Annotated in this window: 14 protein-coding genes; 7 read left to right on the top strand and 7 right to left on the bottom strand. The window is 49.9% G+C overall.

The window, feature by feature from the left end; translation table 11 throughout:
* Window positions 1-257 precede the first annotated feature (257 nt).
* Window positions 258-1,688, bottom strand: a complete 1,431-nt coding sequence (locus tag Pan241w_RS08060; protein WP_145213536.1) for a sulfatase family protein — start codon at window positions 1,686-1,688, stop codon at window positions 258-260.
* 295 nt (window positions 1,689-1,983) lie between these two features.
* Between Pan241w_RS08060 and Pan241w_RS08055 the strand changes: the two genes are divergently transcribed.
* The 7 genes from Pan241w_RS08055 to Pan241w_RS08025 all read left to right on the top strand — a co-directional run bounded on the left by Pan241w_RS08055 (window position 1,984) and on the right by Pan241w_RS08025 (window position 12,413).
* On the top strand, window positions 1,984-2,265 hold the full coding sequence (locus Pan241w_RS08055) for a hypothetical protein (RefSeq protein ID WP_145213533.1): 282 nt from the start codon (window positions 1,984-1,986) through the stop codon (window positions 2,263-2,265).
* Window positions 2,266-2,647: 382 nt separating this feature from the next.
* A complete protein-coding gene (locus tag Pan241w_RS08050; RefSeq protein WP_145213531.1) occupies window positions 2,648-4,627 on the top strand; it encodes a DUF1549 domain-containing protein in 1,980 nt (659 codons plus the stop codon).
* An 84-nt stretch (window positions 4,628-4,711) separates the two neighbouring features.
* Window positions 4,712-6,001, top strand: a complete 1,290-nt coding sequence (locus tag Pan241w_RS08045) for a DUF1501 domain-containing protein (protein WP_145213529.1) — start codon at window positions 4,712-4,714, stop codon at window positions 5,999-6,001.
* Between the two features lie 282 nt (window positions 6,002-6,283).
* Window positions 6,284-8,965 (top strand): PQQ-binding-like beta-propeller repeat protein, encoded by a 2,682-nt coding sequence (locus tag Pan241w_RS08040; RefSeq protein WP_145213526.1) that lies wholly within the window; start codon window positions 6,284-6,286, stop codon window positions 8,963-8,965.
* Between the two features lie 200 nt (window positions 8,966-9,165).
* Entirely contained in the window at window positions 9,166-9,720 is a 555-nt protein-coding gene (locus tag Pan241w_RS08035) for a hypothetical protein (RefSeq protein ID WP_232107386.1), read from the top strand.
* Window positions 9,721-9,840: 120 nt separating this feature from the next.
* The gene (locus Pan241w_RS08030) at window positions 9,841-11,706 is read left to right on the top strand and encodes a beta-propeller fold lactonase family protein (protein WP_198000396.1); all 1,866 of its coding nucleotides are present in this window, start codon (window positions 9,841-9,843) and stop codon (window positions 11,704-11,706) included.
* Window positions 11,707-11,756: 50 nt separating this feature from the next.
* Window positions 11,757-12,413 (top strand): TlpA disulfide reductase family protein, encoded by a 657-nt coding sequence (locus tag Pan241w_RS08025; protein ID WP_145213520.1) that lies wholly within the window; start codon window positions 11,757-11,759, stop codon window positions 12,411-12,413.
* An 18-nt stretch (window positions 12,414-12,431) separates the two neighbouring features.
* On the opposite strand, the gene Pan241w_RS08020 is transcribed toward Pan241w_RS08025, so the two are convergent.
* The 6 genes from Pan241w_RS08020 to pheS all read right to left on the bottom strand — a co-directional run bounded on the left by Pan241w_RS08020 (window position 12,432) and on the right by pheS (window position 23,979).
* The gene (locus Pan241w_RS08020) at window positions 12,432-14,057 is read right to left on the bottom strand and encodes a sodium:solute symporter (RefSeq protein WP_145213517.1); all 1,626 of its coding nucleotides are present in this window, start codon (window positions 14,055-14,057) and stop codon (window positions 12,432-12,434) included.
* A 10-nt stretch (window positions 14,058-14,067) separates the two neighbouring features.
* The gene (locus Pan241w_RS08015) at window positions 14,068-15,189 is read right to left on the bottom strand and encodes an Ldh family oxidoreductase (RefSeq protein WP_145213514.1); all 1,122 of its coding nucleotides are present in this window, start codon (window positions 15,187-15,189) and stop codon (window positions 14,068-14,070) included.
* Window positions 15,190-15,231: 42 nt separating this feature from the next.
* On the bottom strand, window positions 15,232-16,647 hold the full coding sequence (locus Pan241w_RS08010) for a DUF1501 domain-containing protein (RefSeq protein ID WP_145213511.1): 1,416 nt from the start codon (window positions 16,645-16,647) through the stop codon (window positions 15,232-15,234).
* Between the two features lie 49 nt (window positions 16,648-16,696).
* Complete coding sequence (locus Pan241w_RS29315) at window positions 16,697-20,029, bottom strand: DUF1553 domain-containing protein (protein WP_198000395.1); 3,333 nt, start codon at window positions 20,027-20,029, stop codon at window positions 16,697-16,699.
* Between the two features lie 456 nt (window positions 20,030-20,485).
* A complete protein-coding gene (gene pheT / locus Pan241w_RS08000) occupies window positions 20,486-22,942 on the bottom strand; it encodes a phenylalanine--tRNA ligase subunit beta (RefSeq protein ID WP_145213509.1) in 2,457 nt (818 codons plus the stop codon).
* A gap of 53 nt (window positions 22,943-22,995) precedes the next feature.
* Window positions 22,996-23,979 (bottom strand): phenylalanine--tRNA ligase subunit alpha, encoded by a 984-nt coding sequence (gene pheS / locus Pan241w_RS07995; RefSeq protein ID WP_145213506.1) that lies wholly within the window; start codon window positions 23,977-23,979, stop codon window positions 22,996-22,998.
* Between the last annotated feature and the right edge of the window lie 65 nt (window positions 23,980-24,044).

Genomic DNA, 24,044 nt, shown 5'->3' with positions numbered 1-24,044 from the left:
TGATCGAAAAAAGCGAAATCGGCGACGCATCAATGCCGATTGATCAGAGGGCTGTGAGGGGGCCGAATGCAATTCGGGGTTGTTGAAAACAACAGGATGTTACAACACCACCGTTTGAGAAAGGTATCTCTGATGGACTTTGACTCGGAGCCTTCATGTTATTGTAAGCTTGCACCGTAACCTCCTGCTCGCTGCGCTCGGCCCGAATTGCATTCGGGCTTACCCATGATCATCCATGATGAGAAGCCCCTGCTGATTCAATTCATCAATCGCTGTAACTCTGCCTGCAAGGTTTTGATCGTGTCCTGCATTGCTGGGTCGTCGATCCGATTTTTGAATTCGTAAGGATCGTTCTGGACATCGTAGAGCTCGTCCATGCCTTCCAGCTCGTTAAACTGAATGTACTTCCAGCGCGGCGTGCGGACGGCTTTGTAGCCCATCTTGACCAGGCGGGGAAACACGGTATCGCTGTTGTATTCGACCAGAAACGACTGCCGCCAGTTGGCAGGCTGCTCCCCTTTGAGCAAGGGAACCAGACTGACGCCGTCGAATTTGTGATCGGCTTTGACCTGTGCCAGATCCAGGATGGTCGGAGCCAGATCAACACTGACGGCGAACTGATCAATCAGCGTGCCCGCTTTGACGAGCGGCGGATAACGCACCAAAAGTGGAACACGAATGCCCTCCTCATAAGGCAGGCGGCGTTCGACACTCAAACCATGTTCGCCATACCAGTAACCGTGATCACTGGTGAAGACAAACACGGTATTGTCGAGCTGATTTTGCTGTTCCAACAGGTCACATAACTGGCCCACTCCTTCGTCGATGCCGGCCAGCATCCGCAGACGATCGCGAATCACTTCGTCACTGGTGCCTGTCTGCTGACTGAGTGGAGGCAGTCCGGGAACGGTGCGTTTGAGTGCGCGTTTGCCTTCCAGAGAATCGACGACATTTAATCGACGCGGGATGGCATCGTTCGTGTATAAGTTCTCATGCCGTTTGGCGGGCATGAACTTCGCTGCGGAGGGGTCGGTGATGCTGCCATCGTCGCGCTGGGTCAATTCCGGGTGCAGCGCCTTATGGGCGATATAGAGGCAGAAGGGTTTGTCCCTTTTCTGTTTCACGAATTCATTGACTTTCCGGTTGAGGACATCGGTCGTATGTCCCTGCTGCGGAATGCGCTCGCCATTAATATTCAAGACCGGATCAAAGGAGGTCCCCTGCCCTTTCATGCTGACCCAGTAATCAAAACCGGGGCGGGCGGTATCATCGTTCCCCATATGCCACTTGCCGACATAGCCGGTTTCGTAACCCGCTTTCTGCAATGACTGAGGAAACGTCTTCAGTGTATGGCTGTGTTTGCTGCGATTGATGTTATCGAAGATGCCGTGATTGTGAGTATACAGGCCAGTGAGCAGGCAGGCCCGGACGGGAGAACAGAGAGGTGTTGAGCAAAACGCATTGCGAAAGCGCGCCCCTTCCCGAGCGATGCGATCGATGTGGGGCGTGCGGACAAAAGGATGTCCCATGCAGCCCAGTTCATCCCAGCGGAGATCATCGACCAGCACAACCACGATATTGGGTTGTTGTGGTTTCTCGTTCGCGAAGGACAAACTCAACGGTGTGAAGGCAATCAGACAAAACCAGACCAGCGTCTGCATCACGATGAAGCGGGGAAAAGAGTTCACGAAAACTGCTCCTGGTTGTTGAATGAAGTTTCAAGTCTGAGCACGCCGACGAAATTGAGGAATCTTCACTGTACCAGACTGCCCGGCTGAATCAAGTAAGAGTGACCACAAACATCCCCCATTCACTTCTCTCTCTGCACCGGTGCCCGATTTTCATTCAGGACGCGCAGCAGACCATCGAGTAGAATGTCTGAGCCGAGACGACGTCTTTCTTTACTAAGGAGAGAGAGCACAATTTCGTTGCAATGAGGAGAAGACCGTTAAACCGAGGAGTTCAAATATGATGAGGTTACTGATGCTGATTCTGTTCCGTTTTATTTATTTTCTCAGTGATGCTTTGCGAGAGGTTGATCTTCGCGAACGGCGTGATTCAGTCAAGCGCCATCAGTGGTGGAAAGGTGACGAACAGATGCTGAATCAGCACCGACAAAGCGCCGATATGCGTTCGAAGCGTGTCGAACGACATAAAATTGACAGTGAAGGTCCAGCATGCATGCAAACCGTTCAGATACTGAACTGCGTCAAACGAGAGGGTTTTATGGTGATAACATCATCAGGTGAAAAAGGAATCAACTGAAGAAAGTGTTTTCTCGCGCGCGACGCATAAGAGGCGTAGCTTAGAAAACATCACGGCTGTGTCAAGAACTGAAAATTATTCACAAATAAACAATGAGATTCAGGAAAGAAGAGAGGTGTTATATGGTATCAGGTATTTCTGAATGATTCATAGCACTTGAATCAGTTGAAACGGAGTTCACTCCCCTTGTGAACAGTTACTTTTTGTACCCTGTCTGTTTCAATAAATCCAAACTCTTAAGAAAAAATTAATCGAGTTTGCATTAGTTATTCCTGATCTGTTTTGTGTAGAATAAATGATACGAGGCCAGATCATAATCTTTGTTATAGTCTGGTGTTCGGTCATATCTGATTACTCAAGGAACGACTGAGGGAGTTATTGCATGTCAGGAAAACAGGTCAGTTGCCCGGGTGGACTTACGCGGCACTGGAAGTTGTATGGAAGTTGTGCTGTCGTTTTAACGTTTCTCATTTTTTCAAGCCTGCCCGATTCTGAAGCGGCACCGCGCAGAAGAGCAGCGAAAAAAGCGGCACCGAAAAAAGAAGAGCCCTTGCCCCCCCGGTTCATGGTGAAATCCAAACCGGTCAGCCCCACGAAGCTTTCGTCGGCACTCAGATCAGCCGAAAAAATCGACAAACTGGTCGAAGCCAATTATTCCAAATACAAAGTCAAACCTAACCCACTGGCGTCGGATGAACAATTCCTGCGTCGCATCTATCTGGATATCACGGGAACGATTCCCACCTATCGGGAAACCCGTTACTTCCTGGCATCGCGACATCCGGACAAAAGGAAACGTTTGATTGACCGCTTGCTCGACAGCGATGGTTACGCCAGCCACTACTTCAATTACTGGGCTGATGTCTTTCGTTATACCGACCGCCTGAATAACAATGTGGACGGTGCCCCTTATCGTCAGTGGATCAAACAGTCTCTGGCTGAAAATAAACCCTGGGACAAAATGGTCCAGGAAATGATTACCGCCGAAGGGCTGATCTGGGAAAACCCTGCCACCGGTTATCTGCAACGTGATTCCGGCATGCCTCTGGATAACATGAACAACACCGTTCGAATCTTCCTGGGAACCCGGATTGGATGTGCTCAGTGTCACGATCATCCGTTCGATCGCTGGAAGCAAAAAGAATTCTACCAGATGGCTGCCTTTACATTCGGTTCCTCAACCCGCGCCAGTGGTCGCGACAAACGCTTCTATACCGGCGAAGACCCGAACCGACGTCTGCGAAAAGAATATCAGGAAATGGGTCAGGAAGAAAAAGATCGACGCCGCAATCAGGGGCGATTCAACCGGATGATTCGGGTGAATATGATGGTCGTGAATGACCAGATCAACCGTAAAATTCAACTGCCGCATGACTATGCTTATTCAGACGCTAAGCCAAAATCGGTGGTAGAGCCCAAAACGATTTTTGGGAAACCAGCTGACATCAAAAAAGGGGAAGCACCCCGTCAGGCGTTTGCCCGCTGGATGGTATCTAAAGACAATCCCCGTTTTGCGCTGACGATTTCCAATCGACTCTGGACGCAGGTCTTCGGACGCGGTCAGATTGAGCCTGTGGACGACATGATGGATCATACTGTCGCGGAAAACCCTGAATTGATGAAGTATCTCGAATCCGAGATGAAACGTCTCAATTTCGATATGAAGGAATATCTGCGTATTCTGTTCAATACGAAAACTTATCAGAGAGAAGCATCCACAACCGATGTTTCTTTAAGCGAACAATACCATTTTCCAGGTCCGGTACTGCGTCGGATGACGGCAGAGCAAGCCTGGGATTCGTTTCTAACCCTGGCAGTTGTCGATCCGGAAGAATACCGAGAGTTTCCCTCAAATCTCAAATCGGACATTATCGCAGTCGACTTGAATACGGCGACTGCGGAAGAAGTTCTGGAAGCAGATGTAAAGAAGCGGGCAGAGATCGACAAAACGCGTTACAAACGGGAAAAGAAGTATAAGTACAAAGGCCAGTTACTGGCACGTGCTTCAGAACTTCCTTCCCCGGTTCCACCCAGTCACTTTTTGCGAACGTTTGGTCAATCAGATCGTGAGTTGATCTCCGCCTCTTCCGACTCGGGTTCGGTGCCACAGATCCTGTTTATGTTTAACGGACCTGTCACACACATGATGTTGGAAAAGGGTTCGACGATTTACAACAACGTCATCGAACAGAAAACAATTAAAGACGGCGTCGATGTCATTTTCATGACCATTCTGAATCGACGGCCTGACAGCGAAGAGTCCAAGATTGCCATGGATGAAATCGAAAAGAACGGGCCGGCCGGTTATGGAAACGTCATCTGGTCACTCGTGAATACACGCGAGTTTCTGTTTATCCAATAGTTTGCATAACCTAAAGTCCCGGCAAACCAGCCGGGACCTGGATTAAAAACAAATAATACTAATTCACTATAAAAGGCACAGTTAATGCGAGATATCCTTTCAAAACTCGACGGAGTGGGTCGGCGACAGTTTCTTGAATATGCCGCGAAATCAGCACTGGGAGTCAGCGTACTTCCGGTATTCAACCAAATGGTGGAAGCGGCGCCTGCGAAAGCGAAAGGTGGAAAAGCCAAGCGGTTGATCTATCTTTATATGGCTGGCGCGATGACACACCTTGATACGTTTGACTTGAAACCAGGTCATAAAAATCAAGGAGATACCAAGGCCATTAAGACCAGTGTGCCCGGTACAAAAATCAGTGAATTCCTGCCAACTCTGGCGGAAGAATTCGATAAAATGGCTGTGATCAATTCGATGTATACGGAAACCGGTGCCCATGGTCCCGGTGAATACATGATGCGAACCAGCTATAAAACGATCGCTTCAACCCGGCATCCTTCGATGGGTCCCTGGATTCAGCGTTTCAAAGGCCGGCAAAATAAAAACCTGCCTGATACCGTTCTCATTAGTGCGCCCGCCCGACACCCGAGTGCCGGATTCCTGGATCCTTCTTTCAGTCCGCTGCCAATTGGCGATCCCAATCGCGGTCTGGAGAATACCCAGTCTCCCGCATACATGTCTGACACTTCTTTCGAAAAGCGTATTGATCTGATCAATAAATTCGATCGCAAGTTTCAGAGTAAATTCAAGACGAAAGATGTCCTGGCTTACACGGACTTCTATTCACAGGCAACCAGTCTGCTCTCCAGCGATGAGTTGAAAGCCTTTGATTTGAACGAAGAGAAACCAGAAGACCGCGATAAGTATGGTCGAAATTCCTTCGGCCAAGGCTGTATGCTGGCCCGCCGTCTGGTGGAAAATAATGTGCGTTGCGTGGAAGTCACGTTTGGCGGCTGGGATATGCACCGCGATATCTATGATGACCGAATTCTGCCTACACGTACAGGAATCCTGGATAAAGCATTGGGCAATCTGTTGAAAGACCTGGCTGCTCTGGGTCTATTGGATGAGACACTTGTGGTCCTGACGACTGAGTTTGGGCGAACGCCTGTGATTAACCAGAATGCGGGTCGAGACCATCATCCCGGCGTCTTCTCTGCCGCCTTAATGGGTGGTGGAATTAAAGGAGGCCAGTTCTACGGGAAATCTGATGCAGGTGGTCAGAGCGTTGATGAAGATGGCGTAGCGCCAGCCGACTTTAACGCCACGATTGCTTCGGCATTGGGCTTGCCATTGGACAAAGAAATCTTCTCACCCGACGGTCGTCCCTTCAAGGTGGCCCACGATGGGGAAGCGGTCTCCAAGTTGTTGTAAGCACAGTTGAGACTTCATAAAATTCAAAACGGCTTCCTCTCCGGAAGCCGTTTTTTTGTATCATCATCAACACAAAATAATTTCGGTGATATTTTCGAAATAACGTTAAAATAGTAGCTTCTCTCAAATTTCCAGTTTATGATCGAGGTGTTGATTTCCAGTTAAATATCCCTGCCGAGATGACCAGACAACCTCGAACAACTGATTCAATGTAATCGTCTGTTTGTATCAAGAGGCCCTCCTGAGTTCCCTCAAAACTGCAACACGAGAAAGTCCATTCCGATGATGAAAATCAGACTGAGTTCTGTATTGGTTCAGACAGTGATGAGTCTAGTTTTATGCTGCACAATCGCCCAAGCAGACGAGGACTGGCTTCAATTGAAAGGAAACGCACAACGTTCCGGAAACGCAGCGAACGTCTCTCTCCAGACGCCTTTATCGCTGGCGGCAGCCATTCCATTAACGGACGGCATTTATACTTCTCCCGTCATCAGCGACGGAAACATATTCGTCGTGGATGGCTCGGGAGTGGTCTTCGCAATTGACGGGAAAACCAACCAGGTTCTCTGGAAGTTTACTACGAAAGGCGGTGCCGGGAACTGCAGCAATGTCGCTTCACCAGCGATTATTGATCAATATCTGCATGTCGGCACGACCGCCGGTTACTATTATGTTCTTGATCTCAAAGATGGTTCTGTTGTCAAAGAAATTGACTGCCGCGAGCCCATTTTTTCGGCCCCGGTCGTCAATAACAACCGCGTCTACTTTGCGACACTCGGTGCTCAAGTCTATGCAGTAGAGCCGAACGGTGAGGTTGCCTGGACATGGGACTTTGTGAAAGAAGTCGTTGAGTTCGATGGCAATCGCTGGAGCGGCGCTGACTGGCTGGCTCACCGCAAGGATCGAGTGACGTGGCGAGATCATTTTGTCTGCTCGCGCGATATCTGTCTGGCGGGAAACAGCATCGTAATTCCAGCGGGAGGTCGTACTGTCTTTCTGGATGATGCGGGAAAGAAACCTCACTTGCGTGCCGTGGGAGAGATTCCGAAATATGCCGGCTCCGAATATCCCGCGACATTCGGTCAGAGTGCTGATGCAGCAGGCAATGTCTATGTGCAATGGCATCGGCGGGACAACGCCGGACGTGTGGAAGTGATGCGACTGGAAGGCGATCAAATCAAAGCAGACTACGTTAAAGGGACACAAACATCGATCCGGGATCCGGGCCTGCTCAGCTTCGCCTCGGTCAGTATCCGCGGGAACGATGTGTACCGGGTACGGCCGGAAGCAGGGCTTGGATTATGTCGACACGCGATGGGAGAAGAGAAAACAGAAGTGCTCTGTGAAGCGGCTTCGGTATGTTCTCCGGTAATAACGCAAGATCATGCCGTTTACGGCGGTCTCGATGGGAAGCTCTATGTGGTCCCTCTGACGGGAGGCAAGCCGACCACGTTCAAGACGGCTTTCGATGCACCGATTACGGCGCCGGTCGCGATTGGCAACGGTAAGATTTATGTCCCGTGCGAAGATGGTTATCTGTATGTTTTGAATGCAGACGGCACGGTTCCACAACCTGCAGTCGCTTTGCCGGAACGGGATTTAGAGATCTGGAAAATTCGCAGCCCCCTCACGGGTCCTCTGGCGGATGCGAAATATGACTGGTATACCAATTATGGAGACTTCGGTGGGACCAATGCGAATGCCCAGGGATTGAAGCCTCCTTTGCGAATGCGCTGGGCACGCCGACTGGAGGGGACGGTGAAACATCTGCCCGTCTGTGGCGGCGGCCGACTTTATACTCATACCGCGGAAGGACAGATCATCGCGGTCGAGCAGGACACGGGCCGACTGTTATGGAGACGTTATTGGCCCGACGTGTATCTGTCATTCACCTCGCCGCTATATATCAATGGGAAACTTCTGATTCCGCAGGCAGGCATCAAAAAATCACGCATGCGATGTCTGGATGCTGCCACAGGAAAATTGCTCTGGGAGGCACCATTTACCGGATCGCCCAGTTGGAGCCGTCAGTTTCCCCCGGTAGTGCATGGTAATATCGCGATCTATGCTTCCGGTTCCGGCGAGTATGCAGCCCAGGGAACAGAAAAGGCATTCACGTTCGGCGGCAAACCCGCGGTCAGACCAGACGGACGGGAAGTGATGAGCTGGATTTATTCGAATGACAATCCTTATTACCCGAAAGATCATCGTCCTCGAATCTGGGCCTGGGATCTGGATACGGGCAAGGTCGTCTGGGAAAAAGATTTTTCTAAGTATGGACGCGGCGGAAATGATTGTGGCATCGCTGTTCTGGATGGCAAGCTGTATTACTCGACCTTTTTTGGATACGCCAGCAGCCAGCGCAGGCGGCGTGGATTGCCCGTCGAGAATAATGGCATTACCGCCTGCCTCGATCCCAAAACAGGTAAGGTCGTCTGGCTGACGAACAAGTATTACGTCACTTCCAAATGTACGTTGAGTGCCCGTGGCGGCCGGATTTATATTGGCGGCTACAACCGTGCGAATGAAAATACGCAGGACCGATTTGTCTGGTGTCTGGATGCGAAGGACGGATCGCTGGTCTGGCAATCGGACGCCGTCACGTCGGCCCTGAACGTCGTGACCGTTGGTAAAGATTTCATCTTTTCCAATGCACTACGAGGAAAAGGCAACGTGTTTGATCATCAGACGGGCAAGGTCGTCAGCAGTATCGGTCACAACTATGCCTGCTGTCGGTTTACCCTCTCGGAGCCTTATGTTCTGGGAGCGAATATGGATATGATTGATTTATCTGATAATGGGAAACTGGTTTCCACGGGGCCTGCCATTGATTCTCGGGAGTGTCTAGGAGCGGTTGTTTCAAATGGCCGAATTTTTTACACATCCCAGGCCAGTGGTTTTGTAGTCTCTCAGACATTTGGAGAGGATTCAAAGAAATTGCCCGCTATCTGGGAAAGGCCTTGATGTATAAGATCTTACTTCGAGGATCTTCCCTGAACTGATGAAGAACGCATGAATTTATGATTCCTGCAACCAAAAGAAAAAGTGCTAAATCGTTTGCACTCCCGATTCACTCACATTAAAATTCACCGATACGTTAGTACTAACGTATCCCCTGCACCTGCAGGATTTTTTGTCAAGCATTGGAAATTAAGGAGAAATACATGAAAAGACTGCTTACACTCTCAGTCGCGTTAATGTTCGTAGCAGCCAGTTCGCTCAGTTCTGCAGCAGAATTGAAATCTGGTATCGAAGTAGGCGGAAGACCCGGCGCATATACAGTCAATGATTGTACGGGCCCTAACGCTGGTAAGTCACTCTGCTATCGTTGCAGCTATGGTGGCCGTCCTGTAGTCAACATCTTCGCTCGCGAAATGGATGGTGATGTTCAAGATCTGATTGCACAGATCGACAACAAAGTTGGTCAAAACCGTGATCAGAAAATGGCAGCGTTTGTTGTTCATCTGACTGACGATGCTGACAAATCCAGCGCTCAACTCAAAAAGATCGCTGACAGCAAGAAAATCAAGAACACACCTTTGACAAACTTCGAAGGCGAAGCTGGTCCTTCTTCTTACAAAATCTCTAAAGACGCCGACATCACCGTATTGATGTGGGTCGGAGGAAAAGTGAAAGTCAATCACGCTTTGAAGAAGAGCGATCTGTCTAAAGACAAGATCAATAAAATCGTTAAAGATACTTCCAAAATCTTGAACTAACGATTTGAGACCATCATTTATCAAATGAGTAGACCCCGCTTTCCTGAACCGGTTAGCGGGGTTTCTATTTCCTGCCGCGTTAAACCAAAGCGAATCTTCACGTTTCGTAAAGGGGTTTCAATGTATCTCAGTGCAAGGTCCGTTCGATTTTTCCTGCCTCTGACAACGCTCTGTTTCCTTTGCCTGTTGATGGGCCAGCAGCGTGCAAGCGCCGGTCAATCCAATAGCTTGATGGATATTTCTGCAGACGGCAAGCTGCTCGCCTGTTCGAACCGCGACAGTGGCACAGTCACGATTGTCGATTTGGCATCAAATAAAAAACAGAGTGAAATCAAAGTCGGCAAACACCCGGAAGGCGTAACCTTTCTGGGAAAAAGCCACCAGCTGGCAACCGCCGTCTACGACGAAGACATAGTTGTTTTTCTTGATGCAGACTCAGGCAAAATAACGGGGCAGACAGAAGTCTTTGATGAACCGTACGGCGTTGCCTCATCCAGTGACGGTTCCAAAATCTTTGTCACGCTCGATTATCCGGGCCGGATCGTAGAAATCGATACGCATAACCACAAAGTCAACCGGGAATTTTCATCGGGAAGTCATTTACGTGGCATTGCAATTTCTAACGACGATCAAAGCCTGTTTACAACCGAATACTACACCGCCCTGGTTCGGCAGATTGATGTCGCCAGTGGTAAAACTACCGACGAGTGGCCCGGGGGAAGCACGGACAATCTTTCGCGCCAGATCACCCTGCACCCCCGTCGCGCAAAAGCATACCTGCCCCATATTCGCTCACGGATTACCGTAGCCCATGGTGCTGGTTCGATCTTCCCGATTGTTTCGATTGTTGATACAAAACCAGGTGAAGGAAAACGCCGACGAAAAATTCCCATGGATTCCTTTCGCGGAGCCCGTGTGACTTGTAACCCGTGGGATACCGCGATCACCCCTGATGGAAAAACGTTCTTTGTGGTATTCGCCGGGACCGATGAGCTCTACGTCTGCAATGTCATTGACGATGACTACCGCGAGTTAACGTTTCGCTCTTCACTCAGACTGGGACATAATCCCCGCGCGGTCCGGGTCGCCCCTGATGGAAACACGTTTTACGTTTACAATTCGTTGGACTTCAATGTCGTTGCTTATGACACACAAACTCTGCGTCCTCGGGCAATCATAGATGTAACAGAGAACCCACTGGATGAAGAAATACTTCTGGGCAAACGCCTGTTCTACACAGCACTACAGCCGATGACGAGCCGTTTATGGATCTCCTGCGCGAGCTGTCACCCCGATGGACAATCTGATGGTAGAACCTGGCATAATCCGGAAGGCTTAAGAAACACCCAATCTCTGGCCGGTATGGCCTGGACGCATCCGATTCACTGGTCTGCAGATCGCGATGAAGTACAGGACTTCGAACATACGATCCGCGGCCCCCTGATGCAGGGTAGCGGACTGGTCAGAGGAAAAATCAACCCTTCCCTGGATGCTCCCAACAAAGGCTTATCGCGGGCACTGGATGCGATGGCCGCTTATTCCAATACACATGAATTCACGCTGAGCCCTTATGCTAAAAAGGGACTCAGCCCGGCTGCCAAACGGGGTCGCGAACTCTTCTTTTCCAAACAGACAAAATGTGCCTCATGCCATAGCGGTCCCTTCCTGACAGACTCAGTCCCCAGCGCGAAAATTGTTCGGCACGACGTGGGTACTTCTGTTGATAACCCCGGTGAAAAAATGGGACCTGCTTATGATACGCCTACGTTGTTGGGGATCTACCGGACGGCTCCTTACCTGCATCATGGTAAAGCAAAAACCCTCGAAGAGGTATTCACCATTTATAATCATGACGATCAACACGGAAACACGAGCCAGCTTTCAAAACAGGAACTCGCCGACCTCGTCGAATTTCTGAAAGCACTTCCCTATGAAGATCCAGTCCCTCAGGCAAAAGCAGCCGGAATGGTTAAAGTGTCGAAGTAATCAATCAACGCGTGTTTCTCAAAAAGACGACTTCCAGAAAGACTTTACTTATGTCAGCAAAAACGCTCTGTTTTGTATGCTGTTTAATACTGCTCCACGGCTGCAATCAAAACTCACCTGCTCCCACGACTCCACCTGAAACAGAAGCGGCTCCAGAGACTGCACCAGCAACGGTCGAGAAACAGGAACCTGCCATTCCCGGCGCAAAAACATTTGAAAAAGACGGCGTCACGGCAGAAATTGCCAGCTGGGATCAAGCACAGGATTTTATCAAAAAACAAAAGGGGAAAATTGTCGTCGTCGATTTGTGGTCGACCTGGTGTGAACCTTGTCTACGAGAATTCCCTCAGCTGGTCGCGTTACAAAAGAAGTTTCCGGAAAAAGTGGTCTGCGTCTCATTCAATCTGAACTATATCGGGAGTAAAGACTCCCCCCCCGAGTCAAATAGCGAAGAACTCATGGAATTCTATTCCAAACAGAAAGCAGACATCGTCAATCTGATTTCCAGTACACCCGATGAAGAGCTGTACGAGAGTCTGAATCTGGCTGCGATCCCGGCGGCCTATGTCTACGGTCCTGATGGAAAGCTGAAAAAACGATTCGACAATGAAAAGCAGGAATACGGAGAAGAAGGTTTTACGTACGAGAAACATATCGTACCGATGATTGATGAAATGCTTAAGTCGACTCCAAAGCCAGAAAAGTAACCGCCCAGCAAGACTTGCTTAAGCAAACGTGATATAGATCGAAGACATGATCCCCGCCAGCAGCAGCGCAATCAGCCGCGGGTCGGTCACCCCCGATAGTTTGCGGAAAACAATCTCTTTCAACGGATGCTTCCAGCACATCATTTCGATCTGATCAGCAGTTGGCGGGGGTGTCAACAGGCTGATCGCTACAAAGACGACCGAACAAATCACAAACAACCACCAGGCCTGAAGCATGAAGGGAATCCCCAAATCGTCGGTGATCATTCCAAAACCAAAGTCTAACACGAATGTCAGCCCGCCTAAGATTGAACCAACGATTAACGTAATCAGCGACGCTTTTTCCGTCCCCCGTTTCCAAAGCACGCCCCAGATAAACACCACCGTAATCGGAGGGGCTAGACAGGCAATCATGCTATTGAGCCCCGAAAAGATACTCTCAAACTTACTCCCCATCGTTGACCAGCCTATCGCCAGAATCATCACGACCACCGCAGTAATCCGCCCCACTACAACCAGCCGTGCATCGCTGGTCTCCGGTTTCAGTTTTTTCACAACGTCGATACTGATTAACGTTGCCGTACTATTCAAGGCACCGGCAATCGTACTCATGAGTGCCGCCAGTAAGCCGGCTGCAATCATGCCTTTCAGGCCTTCAGGAATCAGTTGACTGATTAAAACAGGGAGCGCGCTATTCGGGTTATCTCCAATTTGATCCCGAAACAGGACATATGCGAGGACTCCAGGAAACACCATAATCAATAACGGCAGAACTTTGATGAACCCTGCAAATAACGGCCCAACCTGGGCGTCTTTTTCGGTCTCCCCTCCCAGAACTCGCTGCACGATGGTCTGGTCGGCACACCAGTACCAGATTCCCAGTACAGGATAACCCAGCACGAAAGCAAACCAGGAAAACCCCCCGCTCTCATGCAACATACTCATGTGCTTTTCGGGAAGTGCGGCTCGCAGCTTTGTAAAGGAATCGATCCCTTGCTCATTCAATGCCCCGGCAGCAAACCAGGTGATGGCAATCGAACCAATAATCAGTAACACCGTCTGGATCGATTCCGTAATCACGACCGCCTTCAATCCCCCCACCACCGTATATAGCGTTGTGATGGCAGAAATCACGATCACAGAAGTAAAAACATCAAATCCGAAGAACTCATGCATGATGGTAGAGCCGGCATACAGTGTCATGCCTATATGAATAAACAATGCCGCGACGACCCCCATAATCGCCAATACAATCCGAGACCCCGCGCTAAAACGCTGTTCCAGAAAATCAGGTAGCGTCACGACACCACTGCGATGATAAATCGGTGCAAAAACCAGACCGAGAATAATCAATGTGAACGCCGCCAGGCACTCGAAGTTTCCCACGACTAAGCCCACTCGATATCCATCCGCGGCAAGACCAATCAGATGTACGGTCGAGATATTGGTCGCAAATAAAGACAACCCAATCGTAGGCCATTTAAGAGAACGCCCCGCCAGGAAATAGCTGTCGACCGTTTGCTTTTGCTTACGACTGACGTACAGCCCCATCCCGGTAATCATAATCAGATACGCCAGAATGATTGCAGAATCGAGGACGGAAATATTCAGTTGAGTGGCAGCCAGCAGGAATGGCCCGTTCATAGATGTTCAATCAAGTCAGAGATTCGGTAGGAGAAGTTTCCAGAGTTGTGTCCACATCATGCGGCAATTCAGAAACGTCAAGAGGAGACAGGCCACGTTGCTGCGCCATTTGATTGAATTGCTTAATCAACTGACACCCCACGGGAATTCCGGTTTTCATTCGCTCCAGGCGCATCACTTCTTCCGGCTCACCCGGATAATAGACTTGCCAACCCTCGTGAAGCGGCTGTAATGCACCCCAGCGTTGAATGATCTCGCCAATCCGTTCCTGGAATGATTCGACTGATGTGAAACGGCTGATATCGATTGCTCCAACCATGCCTCCCAGCAATCGTCTTTGTGAAAGATCGCCGTACATTTTAGGGATATCAGGACCAATCGGAGCCCCTCCGAGTAACGCGCACAATACATCAATCATCAATCCCAGACCCGAGCCTTTGAAACCACCAAAAGGAAAAATCGCAGCGACTTCGTTCGGATCAGTGGTCCCCTGCCCATTCGCATCCAATGCCCAGTCTCCCGGAATCGAAACCCCTTCCGTCGCGGCATTGGCAATCGTATTCCAGGGTGTAATGCTCGTCGCCATATCCAGACAAAGTGACTTCCCGTGCCTTCCCGGTGCGGTAATGCAAATCGGATTCGTTCCGCAAAACGGTTCTCGTGCTCCGTGGGGTGTGACCATGGGATCGACGTGCGTAAAAGCAAAACCGATCATGCCCGCCTGAGCCATCCTTAACCCATAATAAGCCAGTGCACCACAGTGCGAAGAGTTACAGATCGAAACCCAGCCGGCTCCGGAATCGCGTGCCAGTTCAATCGCATGATCCGCCGCCTTGACCATCGCCAGTTGACCGAGTCCGTGATCCCCGTCAACGCGGCCCGCAGCCGTACCCAGTTGTTCCCACCGCATTTCGGGACGAGCATTGATACTTTGCTGACGAATACGCTCCAGATAATGCGGCAAGCGAGCCACGCCATGCGAGTCAATGCCGCGCAGGTTTGATTCAACCAGAGAGTCCGCAACCAGCTCTGCGTCCTCATGTTTTAGATTAGCATGCATGAGTAGCTGCAAACAGAATTCCCGCAGGTCATCAGCTTCGACCAATGCACTCTTCACTTGAATTTGTGGCAAAAGGCACCTCTAAAAAGTTTTCTTTTTATTAACAGAAAATAATCAGGCAAACAGGTCATACATGACTTCGCCATGCACGTCCGTTAATCGGAAATCACGGCCGGCAAACTGATAGGTCAACTTTTTATGATCAAGCCCGAGTAAATGTAAAATGCTGGCATGCAGGTCATGGATGTGAACCTTATTTTTTACAGCATAATAGCCATAGTCATCGGTGGCACCATACTGCAATCCACCTTTGACGCCACCTCCGGCCATCCACATCGTATACCCTTGAGGATTATGATCTCGGCCGTCATCTCCCTGACTGACAGGTGTCCGACCGAACTCCCCGCCCCAAAGAACTAAAGTGTCTTCCAGCAAACCGCGCGACTTCAAATCTTTGAGCAAAGCAGCGATCGGCTGATCGACTTCCTTCGCATTTCGTGGTATCGCCGTTTTCAATCCGGAATGTTGATCCCATTTATAACTGTGCGTAATTTGAACGAAACGGACTCCCCGCTCTGCAAAACGACGTGCCATCAGACACTGGCGTCCAAAATTCTTTGTGACATCATTATCCAGACCATACATTTTTTGCGTCGTCTCAGATTCATCACTGATATCCTGCAGTTCGGGAGCCGCTGTCTGCATCCGATAGGCCAGCTCAAAGGAATTAATCCGCCCTTCCAATGCCGCATCGGGACCGGAACTTTCCAAATGCTCCCGATTCATCTGCTGCAGGAAATCCAGTTCCTGACGTTGTACTGCTAAGGGAATGCCGCTTTTATTTTTGATGAAAGGGATCAAAGCGCGGTCAGCCGGAATACTGGCATTTCCAATCGGCGTCCCCTGATAATCCGCGGGCAGGAAAGAAGAACTGTAGGCATTCACGCCTCCATGGGTTAACGTCGGACAGACGGTGATAAACCCGGGCAAGTCCCGATTCTCGGATCCCAAACCGTAGGTGATCCAGGATCCCATGCTGGGGCGAACAAACGTGTCACTCCCCGTATGCAATTCCAAAAGTGCTCCCCCATGCCGGGAATTAGAGCCGTACATCGAATTGATAATACATAAGTCATCAACGCATCCCGCGACATGCGGAAAGACTTCACTCACCCAGGCACCGCTCTCGCCATGTTGCTTGAACTTCCAGGGTGACCCCAGTAAATTTCCGGTCGTGGCTGAGAAAACACGAGGCTTGTCAAACGGCAGCGGCTTGCCACTGTCTTTCTGCAACTGGGGTTTGTAATCGAACGTATCCATGTGCGAAGGGCCGCCGTGCATGAACAGAAAGATCACACGCTTGGCCTTAGGGGTGAAATGCGGCTGCTGAACGACTTTCTGCTGCGCAGCCTGACCGTTACTTCCCAGTAAGGCAGCTAAAGCCAGACTGCCAAAGCCGGCAGAACTCCTGCGCAACATTTCCCGTCGCGAGATCACCGTACGTCCGTTATTTGTCTTCCATTGATTCATCTGAATTCCAATTCAAAACAAACTCGTAAACTCTTCGTTCTCGCTGTCTTTAATCAACAAACAAAAATTCATTGGAGGCAATCAACACCCGGCACAGACTCTGCCAGGTTCGCTGCTCTTTTTCTTCGTCTGACATCTCTAACGACTTCAATTCCTGTCTGTAATGTCCGATGTAGTTCAGCGCGCGAGATGTTTCCATCGCTGACGCAGGACGACTGAAGATTTTTTCATAAATTCGATTCACTTTGGCGCGCTGATCTAAATGGGTCTCATGCAGCACTTGATCCGCCAGGTCCATCGTATTCTGCATCACGAATTCACTATTCATCATGAACAGCGCCTGAGGTGCCACCGTAGTATGCGTTCGATCGCCAGAAAGAACACTGGGATCGGCAAAATCAAATGCCTGCAGTACCTCATACAAGGCACTCCTCACAATCGGCAAATAGACGGAACGACGATTCGTTTGATAAACGACCGGATTCACATTTCTGGTGCTCGTGACATATTTTCGATTCTCAACACCCAATAGCGAGCCTCCCATTTCATAGTCGAGCTTTCCACACACGGCTAAAATTGAATCGCGAATTGCTTCTGCTTCCAGGCGTCTGCGGTTCATCCGCCAGAGCAATCGATTCTCGGGATCAACGGCTGCCAACTCCGCGTTATACCTTGTACTCATCTGGTAGGTCGAAGACAGCATAATGAGACGATGCATCGACTTAATCGACCAGCCCTGTTCTACAAATTGAACCGCCAGCCAGTCGAGCAGCTCTGGATGCGTCGGACGTTCTCCCAGTTTTCCAAAGTTATCGGGTGTTCGCACCAGCCCCTTTCCGAAATGCCAGCGCCAGAGTCGATTCACCATGACACGAGCCGTCAGAGGATGCCGACCGCTGGTCAACCACTGGGCTAACTGCAAACGACCACTCTGCTGATCATTGATGGGAGTCTGTTGCTCTCCCTCAATAATTCGCAGGAACTGCCGAGGAACTTCTTTTCCCAGCGTGAAGTGACTTCCTCGCAAATGTACCTTCACGTTTTCCGGCTTTTGTTCTGAAACGGCCATGGCCGTCGGATATTGAGGAAGTGTTTTTTCCAGCTCTTTCCGGGCAGTTCTTTTTTCCGTCAGTTCGGTTTTCACTGCAGCAGCATAAAACGTTTCACGGTCCGCAGGTAACGCGAACGGTCCTTTCGGATCATATAGCACTTGCCGAATCGCTTCGCTCTCCGCATTCGGCAGACTTTTCGTATTTTTACCCTCGTCGGTTTTCAGATAAGCCTGCCACTCCTGTTCGACTTCTGCAAACAATGCCCCGTAAAGCTGAGCCGCCCGCGGCAGCCGTTCTGCTTCAGGCAGATCATTCAGACTTTGAAACCGCTGGTATGAAGGCCCGAGTGTTTCTGGTGTCTTCCCCGTGCGTACCAGTTCGCTCCAGATATAAAAGGGAGAGGTCTCCTCCTGTGAATGTTTCGCCAGATAATCGGCCCACTGTGCTGTGATACTGCCAATGAGTTTGCTTTCGGGAGCCGCGATTTCGGCAATCAAATTCCGCTCTTTCCTGGAAGGCTCCCGAGGAGTTGCAATCAACAACTTATCAATATGTGGAAACGGAATCTTACTTTCCAGGCGGATTTTATTATTCCCTTTGTTGAACTGGTAGAAGCCTTCTACTTTCCATTGTTGTGACTTGGGATACCAGCTTCCGGTCACTTCTCCTGCTGCCTTATTTTTGACGAGTTGACCATTAATCAATAATTGAACCGGCCGTGCAGACGCGGCGGCATAGCGAATTTCGAATTGATACCGCCCCGCTTTCGGCAATTCAACTTCATACTCCGCGATATTCGGCAGCATCCCTTTATTGTAAATGACGCCAATTCCCTCGCCGTAACCGGTCAGGGATTTTTTCACATTGCCCGCCTGATAGTTTTCCGCTTCCACGATCAGGACAGAATCCGCTGAATCGGCCTGAAGTGTTTCGCCGATCGGTTTTGTCCCCTTCATTAATTCATCAGCGTGTTTTTTAATCTCGGCCGCCAGTAAATAATCGGAGACATGCTTTCGCTCTTCCCTCAGAAACTGTTCATCGGCCTGTTTCACAACTGATTGAATCTCAGAGTCGAGGTCTGCGATCTGTTTTTTATGTTGTTCCAGTTTTTGAATCTCTTCAGGGCTGGCCAGAGTTCGTTCCTGCCAGCGGGCAACCACCTTGAAGTTTTCCATCGTTTTCGTACTTTTGAAGATCCCCGCCAGCGAGTAATAATCTTCAATCGGAATCGGATCGAATTTATGAGAATGACAGCGGGCACACCCCAATGTAAGTCCCATAAAAGTACGACCGACGGTATCCAGTTGCTCGTCGATGATATCCATCTGCATTTTGGTTTGGTCATCTTCCGCCAGCATCTTAGCGCCGATAGACAGAAACCCGGTCGCGGTAATTTTCTCGATGCGGCTGTCGTCGTTAACTTGTTCCGCCAGAATATCGCCTGCCAGTTGTTCCTGGACAAACTGATCAAAAGGCTTATCTTGATTGAATGCCGCAATCACATAATCGCGGAATCGAAACGCATTCGCATAAGACAGGTTTTCGTCGAGGCCGTTTGAATCGGCATAGCGTGCCACATCCAGCCAGTGCCGTCCCCAGCGTTCACCGTAACGGGGTGATTCCAAAAGCCGATCAATGACCTTAGCAAAAGCATTCGGCGAATCATCTTTGACAAAGTCATCGACTTCTTTTCGAGTGGGCGGCAAACCAATCAGATCAAACGTCGCTCGACGAATCAGGTCCTGCTTCTCGGCGGGAAGAGCCGGCGCATAGCCTTTCTGTTCCAACCTTGATAATACGAAATTGTCAATCCGATTCTGAACCCAACCAGACTGCTTAACCGACGGTAGACTTGGTTTTTGAGGCGGCTGAAAGGCCCAGAACGCTTTTTCCTGCTCTGTAAAAAGCGGCCCCTCAGATTCATTCTCGTTCGATTGCGCAATCGGTTTTGAATTCGGCCAGTAGGCTCCCAGTCGAATCCATTCGGTTAAATCGCTGATCTCTTTTTGAGACAACTTATCTTTGGGCGGCATGTGTAATTGACCGCTGTGGTTCACCGCACTAATCAACAGGCTTTGCTCGGGCTTTCCGATCACGACAGAAGGCCCCCGCTCTCCCCCCCGGACTAACGCCGACAGAGAATCGACCCGTAATCCGCTCTCAACGGAATCCTCACTGTGGCAGTCATAACACTGGTTAATCAGTAACGGACGAATTCGTTTTTCGAAGAAGTCTGTTTTTTTCAAATCAGCATCATCTGCCAGAAGCGGACGGCTCAGGATCATGACAAAGATGCATAATCCCCAACTCACCAGAAGTCGTCGTATCATCGTGATGTATCCAAAAGCACGTTTGTTTTTTGTAATCAACTACTTAGACGCAACAGCGCTCGACTCGAATTAACAGATCGTTGCCATCATTATAGCGCAAGTCTGCCCTGAAACGCCATGATTATATATTATATATAATCATAAACAGCAAACAAGTTCAACCGCAAAATTCCGCATCTTTTGTACTTTTTAGAAATGAAAAGATTGAATTGAGACATCGCTGCCTCAAACAACTCAGATCAGAAACGCCACCGATCTGCTCAGGGAGAAGTATCTGAAAGTTATACCAAATGGCGCCTCCCGGCATAGGTCACTATGATCAGCTTCCCAGGTTGCGATAATTGCAGCATAGAAAAGAAAACACGCCTCAAAAATGAGACGTGTCTGTTGAATTCATTTATCGGACGAATGAAAGCCTGTTCCCTTTTCGGGCGGCAGATTCAAACCGTTCAAAGGCTACCGCTGAACCGCACCATGCTCTGCATTGAGCTGCTTCACGACATAGTCCATCAATTGCTGTGCCTCACCCGAAGTCAGGGTATGTGCGTCATCGCGGAACAGCATGCGAATCGTCAAGCTCATCGCATCAGCCCCGATACTTTCACCCGTAAAGGTATCGACACAGATGACATTTTCCAGTTTCGGATTTAGCGCGACCGGTGCATCACTCTCTTTGCGTGGTTCAACCTGCAGATTCTCGACCGCAGCAGCGAACGCTTTTTCTAGTGATGCCTCAATCTCGGCGTAACGTAAATCAATCGGAACCAGAATCGAAATATCACGGGCAATCACCTGAGTCCGGGCCAGGCCGCTAAACATTCGAGCGGGCGATTTCACTTGAACCAAAGCCGAGAGATCCAATTCGAAACCGTACAAAGGCACGCGTGCACGATCCTTGATCCCGAGTTCGTTCAGGTCAATTCGTCCCAGTGCACCAATCCGTTGATCCCCGTGCTTCAGCGCGGCGAACTCTTCACCACGGTACCCCTTAGCAGGAGTATCACGTTCAAATGTGATGTCATCCACACTGATCTGAGAAAACAGATTTTCAACCACCCCCTTGGCACGTAGAAAATCAAATTCCTTCTCGGAGGCAACCCAGGCAGAGTCATTGACATAACCTCCCAGTACGCCGCCAACCATCCAGCGTTCATCAATCACATCATCATTCTGACGGAAGGTCCGATCGATCTCGAAAAACCGGAAACTGCTGGCACCGCGACGGGCATTCCGCTCGGCCACTTCAACCAGGCTCCCCACCAGACTTTGGCGGAGCGTCGTCATTTCTTTGGAGATCGGGTTCTGCACCTGAATCGCATCGCCAGCCCATTGACTGAATGAGAAAGCAACCTGCTCTGTTGTCAGCGGAGGCGTACGGCATTCCAGGAAACCGTTACTCGTCAGAAATTTCGCAACGTTGGTTCGGAGTCCATCTGTTTCAGAAATGCGGCCTTTGGTCGTCGTCGCTATCATCGGTTTCATAACAATACTGTCATACCGCAAGAGCCGCGCAACATCTTCGGCAAGCACGACTTCATTATTCACATCCACGCGCCAGGTCGGCACGGAAATCGTCAGCCCCTCATCAGCCGTCATTTCCAGTTTGGAAAGACAGTCTTTGATCTGCTCATCGCTGATTTCTGCACCTAATAACTTTGAGAATCGGTCGGAATCCAAAGCGAATTTCGTCCGCTCCCGCACGCTGGGGTAGCTGTCTGTAATCGTAGAAGCTGGCTTGGCTTCGGACAGTTCCGCATCCTGCAGCAGTTCCGCAGCTCGGGTGAAAGCACCGCTCAACATGTCATTCGGGTCAGTTCCCCGCTCAAAGCGATACGAGGAATCCGTGCTGATTCGCAGCTTTCGAGAAGAGGTCCGAATACAAACCGGATCAAAACAAGCGGCTTCCAGCAAAATGCGTTTTGAGCCAACCGTGGTCTGGGAGTTCCAGCCCCCCATAATCCCTGCTAGAGCGATCGGTTTCTCCGCATCGGCAATCACCAACGGCTGCTCCGCGCCATCGACTTCAGTTTCATCCAGGAGCTTCAGTTTTTCATCTTTGCGAATGCGGCGGACTTCAATCCGATTCCCCTTTAAGGAATCGAAATCAAACGCGTGTAACGGCTGTCCCCATTCCAGCATTACAAAGTTCGTGATATCCACGACGTTATTAATCGGACGCAATCCCGCTGTTTGCAGGCGGCTCTGAAGCCAGTGAGGCGAACTGCGAACTTGAACTCCATCAAACACCTGACAGGCATAACGCGAACACAGTGATGCATCATCGATCTCAACCGCAACAGACTCACTCTGACCGGCGGCAGGTTGAATCACCCGCTGACTGGGATACTTCAACTGCATGTCCAAGACAGCAGCGACTTCACGGGCGATCCCGATCATTCCCAGACAATCGGGACGATTCGGAAGGACCGAAACTTCAACCAGAGATTCCTGGAACGGAGACACGGAAGGCAGACTCTCGCCGAGCGCTGCTTCGTCTTTGAAAACCTGCAGACCGGTTGATTTCGCAATCATTCCCAATTCACCATCCAGGCAGATCATTCCTTCCGAACGAATTCCCTTGAATTTTCCTTCGGAGATCAAAGCACCGCTGGGCAGCTTCGTACCGGCAACCGCAACGGGAACACCCCATCCAATCTCAACGGGATGAGCAGTGGCACAGAGAATCGTTACCAGCTTACCTTTGTCAATTTCGACCAGGCATTCGAAATATTGGCCATCATCACCAACCGGTTTCTTCTCTCGAATAAAACCAACCCTGATCGGCTCTAACGCTTGTGCAAGATCATGTTCTTCTTCGACTTCCAGGCCCACCGTCATGAAGGCATCAAGCAGTTCGCTCTCTTTGCAGTCTTCAGACAGATAATCGCGCAACCAACCAGTATTTATTCGCATCGTACTCTCTCTATGCCAGAAATATCGTGCCAGCTTTTACCAGGAAACGTTCATTAAAACTGACGCAAAAACGCTTCTTCATTTTCATACATCAGCCGGATATCAGTGATCCCGTGTCGAATCATCGCCATCCGATCCAGTCCCAGGCCGAAGGCAAATCCTTGCCATTTTTCCGAGTCGACCCCACCGGCTTCCAGAACTTCGGGACGAATCATTCCGGCTCCCAGAATCTCCAACCATTTGCCGTTAAACATCACATCCACTTCCGCACTCGGCGTAGTGAAGGGAAAATAACTGGGGCGGAAACGGAGTTGCACATCTTTGCCAAACAAGCTACTGGCTAATTGATACAAGACCCATTTCAGATCTGCAAAACTGATATTCTCATCAATGGCGATCACATCCAGTTGATGAAAGATCGGAAAGTGAGAAGCGTCAATTTCATCCCGCCGATAACAGCGACCTGAAGTCATCGCCCGCAACGGAGGCGGCCCGAAATTCTTCATCGCCCGCGTTTGGAAGGCCGAAGTATGGGTCCGTAACACATTCCCTTTGGTCGTATAAAATGAATCGTGCATATCCCGCGCCGGATGCCAGTCGGGCGTATTCAATGCATCGAAGTTAAAGAATTCCGTTTCCACCTCGGGATAATCATCGTAGCGAAAACCCAGACCGATCAGAATCGATTTGACTTCATCCATCGTCGTCATCAACGGATGCCGACAGCCGGGTAAAGCACGCACGCCGGGCAGCGTCACATCGATGGCTTCGAGATCCGGACCCGAATTTTCTTTCTCTTCCAGCTGCGTTTTCTTTTCCGTCAGCCCGGTCTGGATGCTCTGCTTGATCGTATTGAGCGTCTTTCCAAACTCACGTTTTTCTTCGGGCGACAACGATTTCAGCTGGGCTTGCAGGTCCTTGAGTTTCCCCTTCTTCCCCAGGTATTGGACGCGCACTTCATCCAGTTCCGAAAGAGATTGTGCGGCCGCGATGCTTTCCATCGCCGCTTCTACCAGCGCGTCATTGTTGTCAGACATTATAATTCTTCAGGTTCTTGAATTTCTCTGTTAGTCGATTCTGTACTTTACGAATCACAATTTCG

The sequence above is a fragment of the Gimesia alba genome, from assembly GCF_007744675.1.
GTDB classification, from domain to species: Bacteria; Planctomycetota; Planctomycetia; order Planctomycetales; family Planctomycetaceae; genus Gimesia; species Gimesia alba.
Note: the sequence above shows the minus strand (reverse complement) of the source record. Positions and strands in the feature narration are given on the sequence as shown.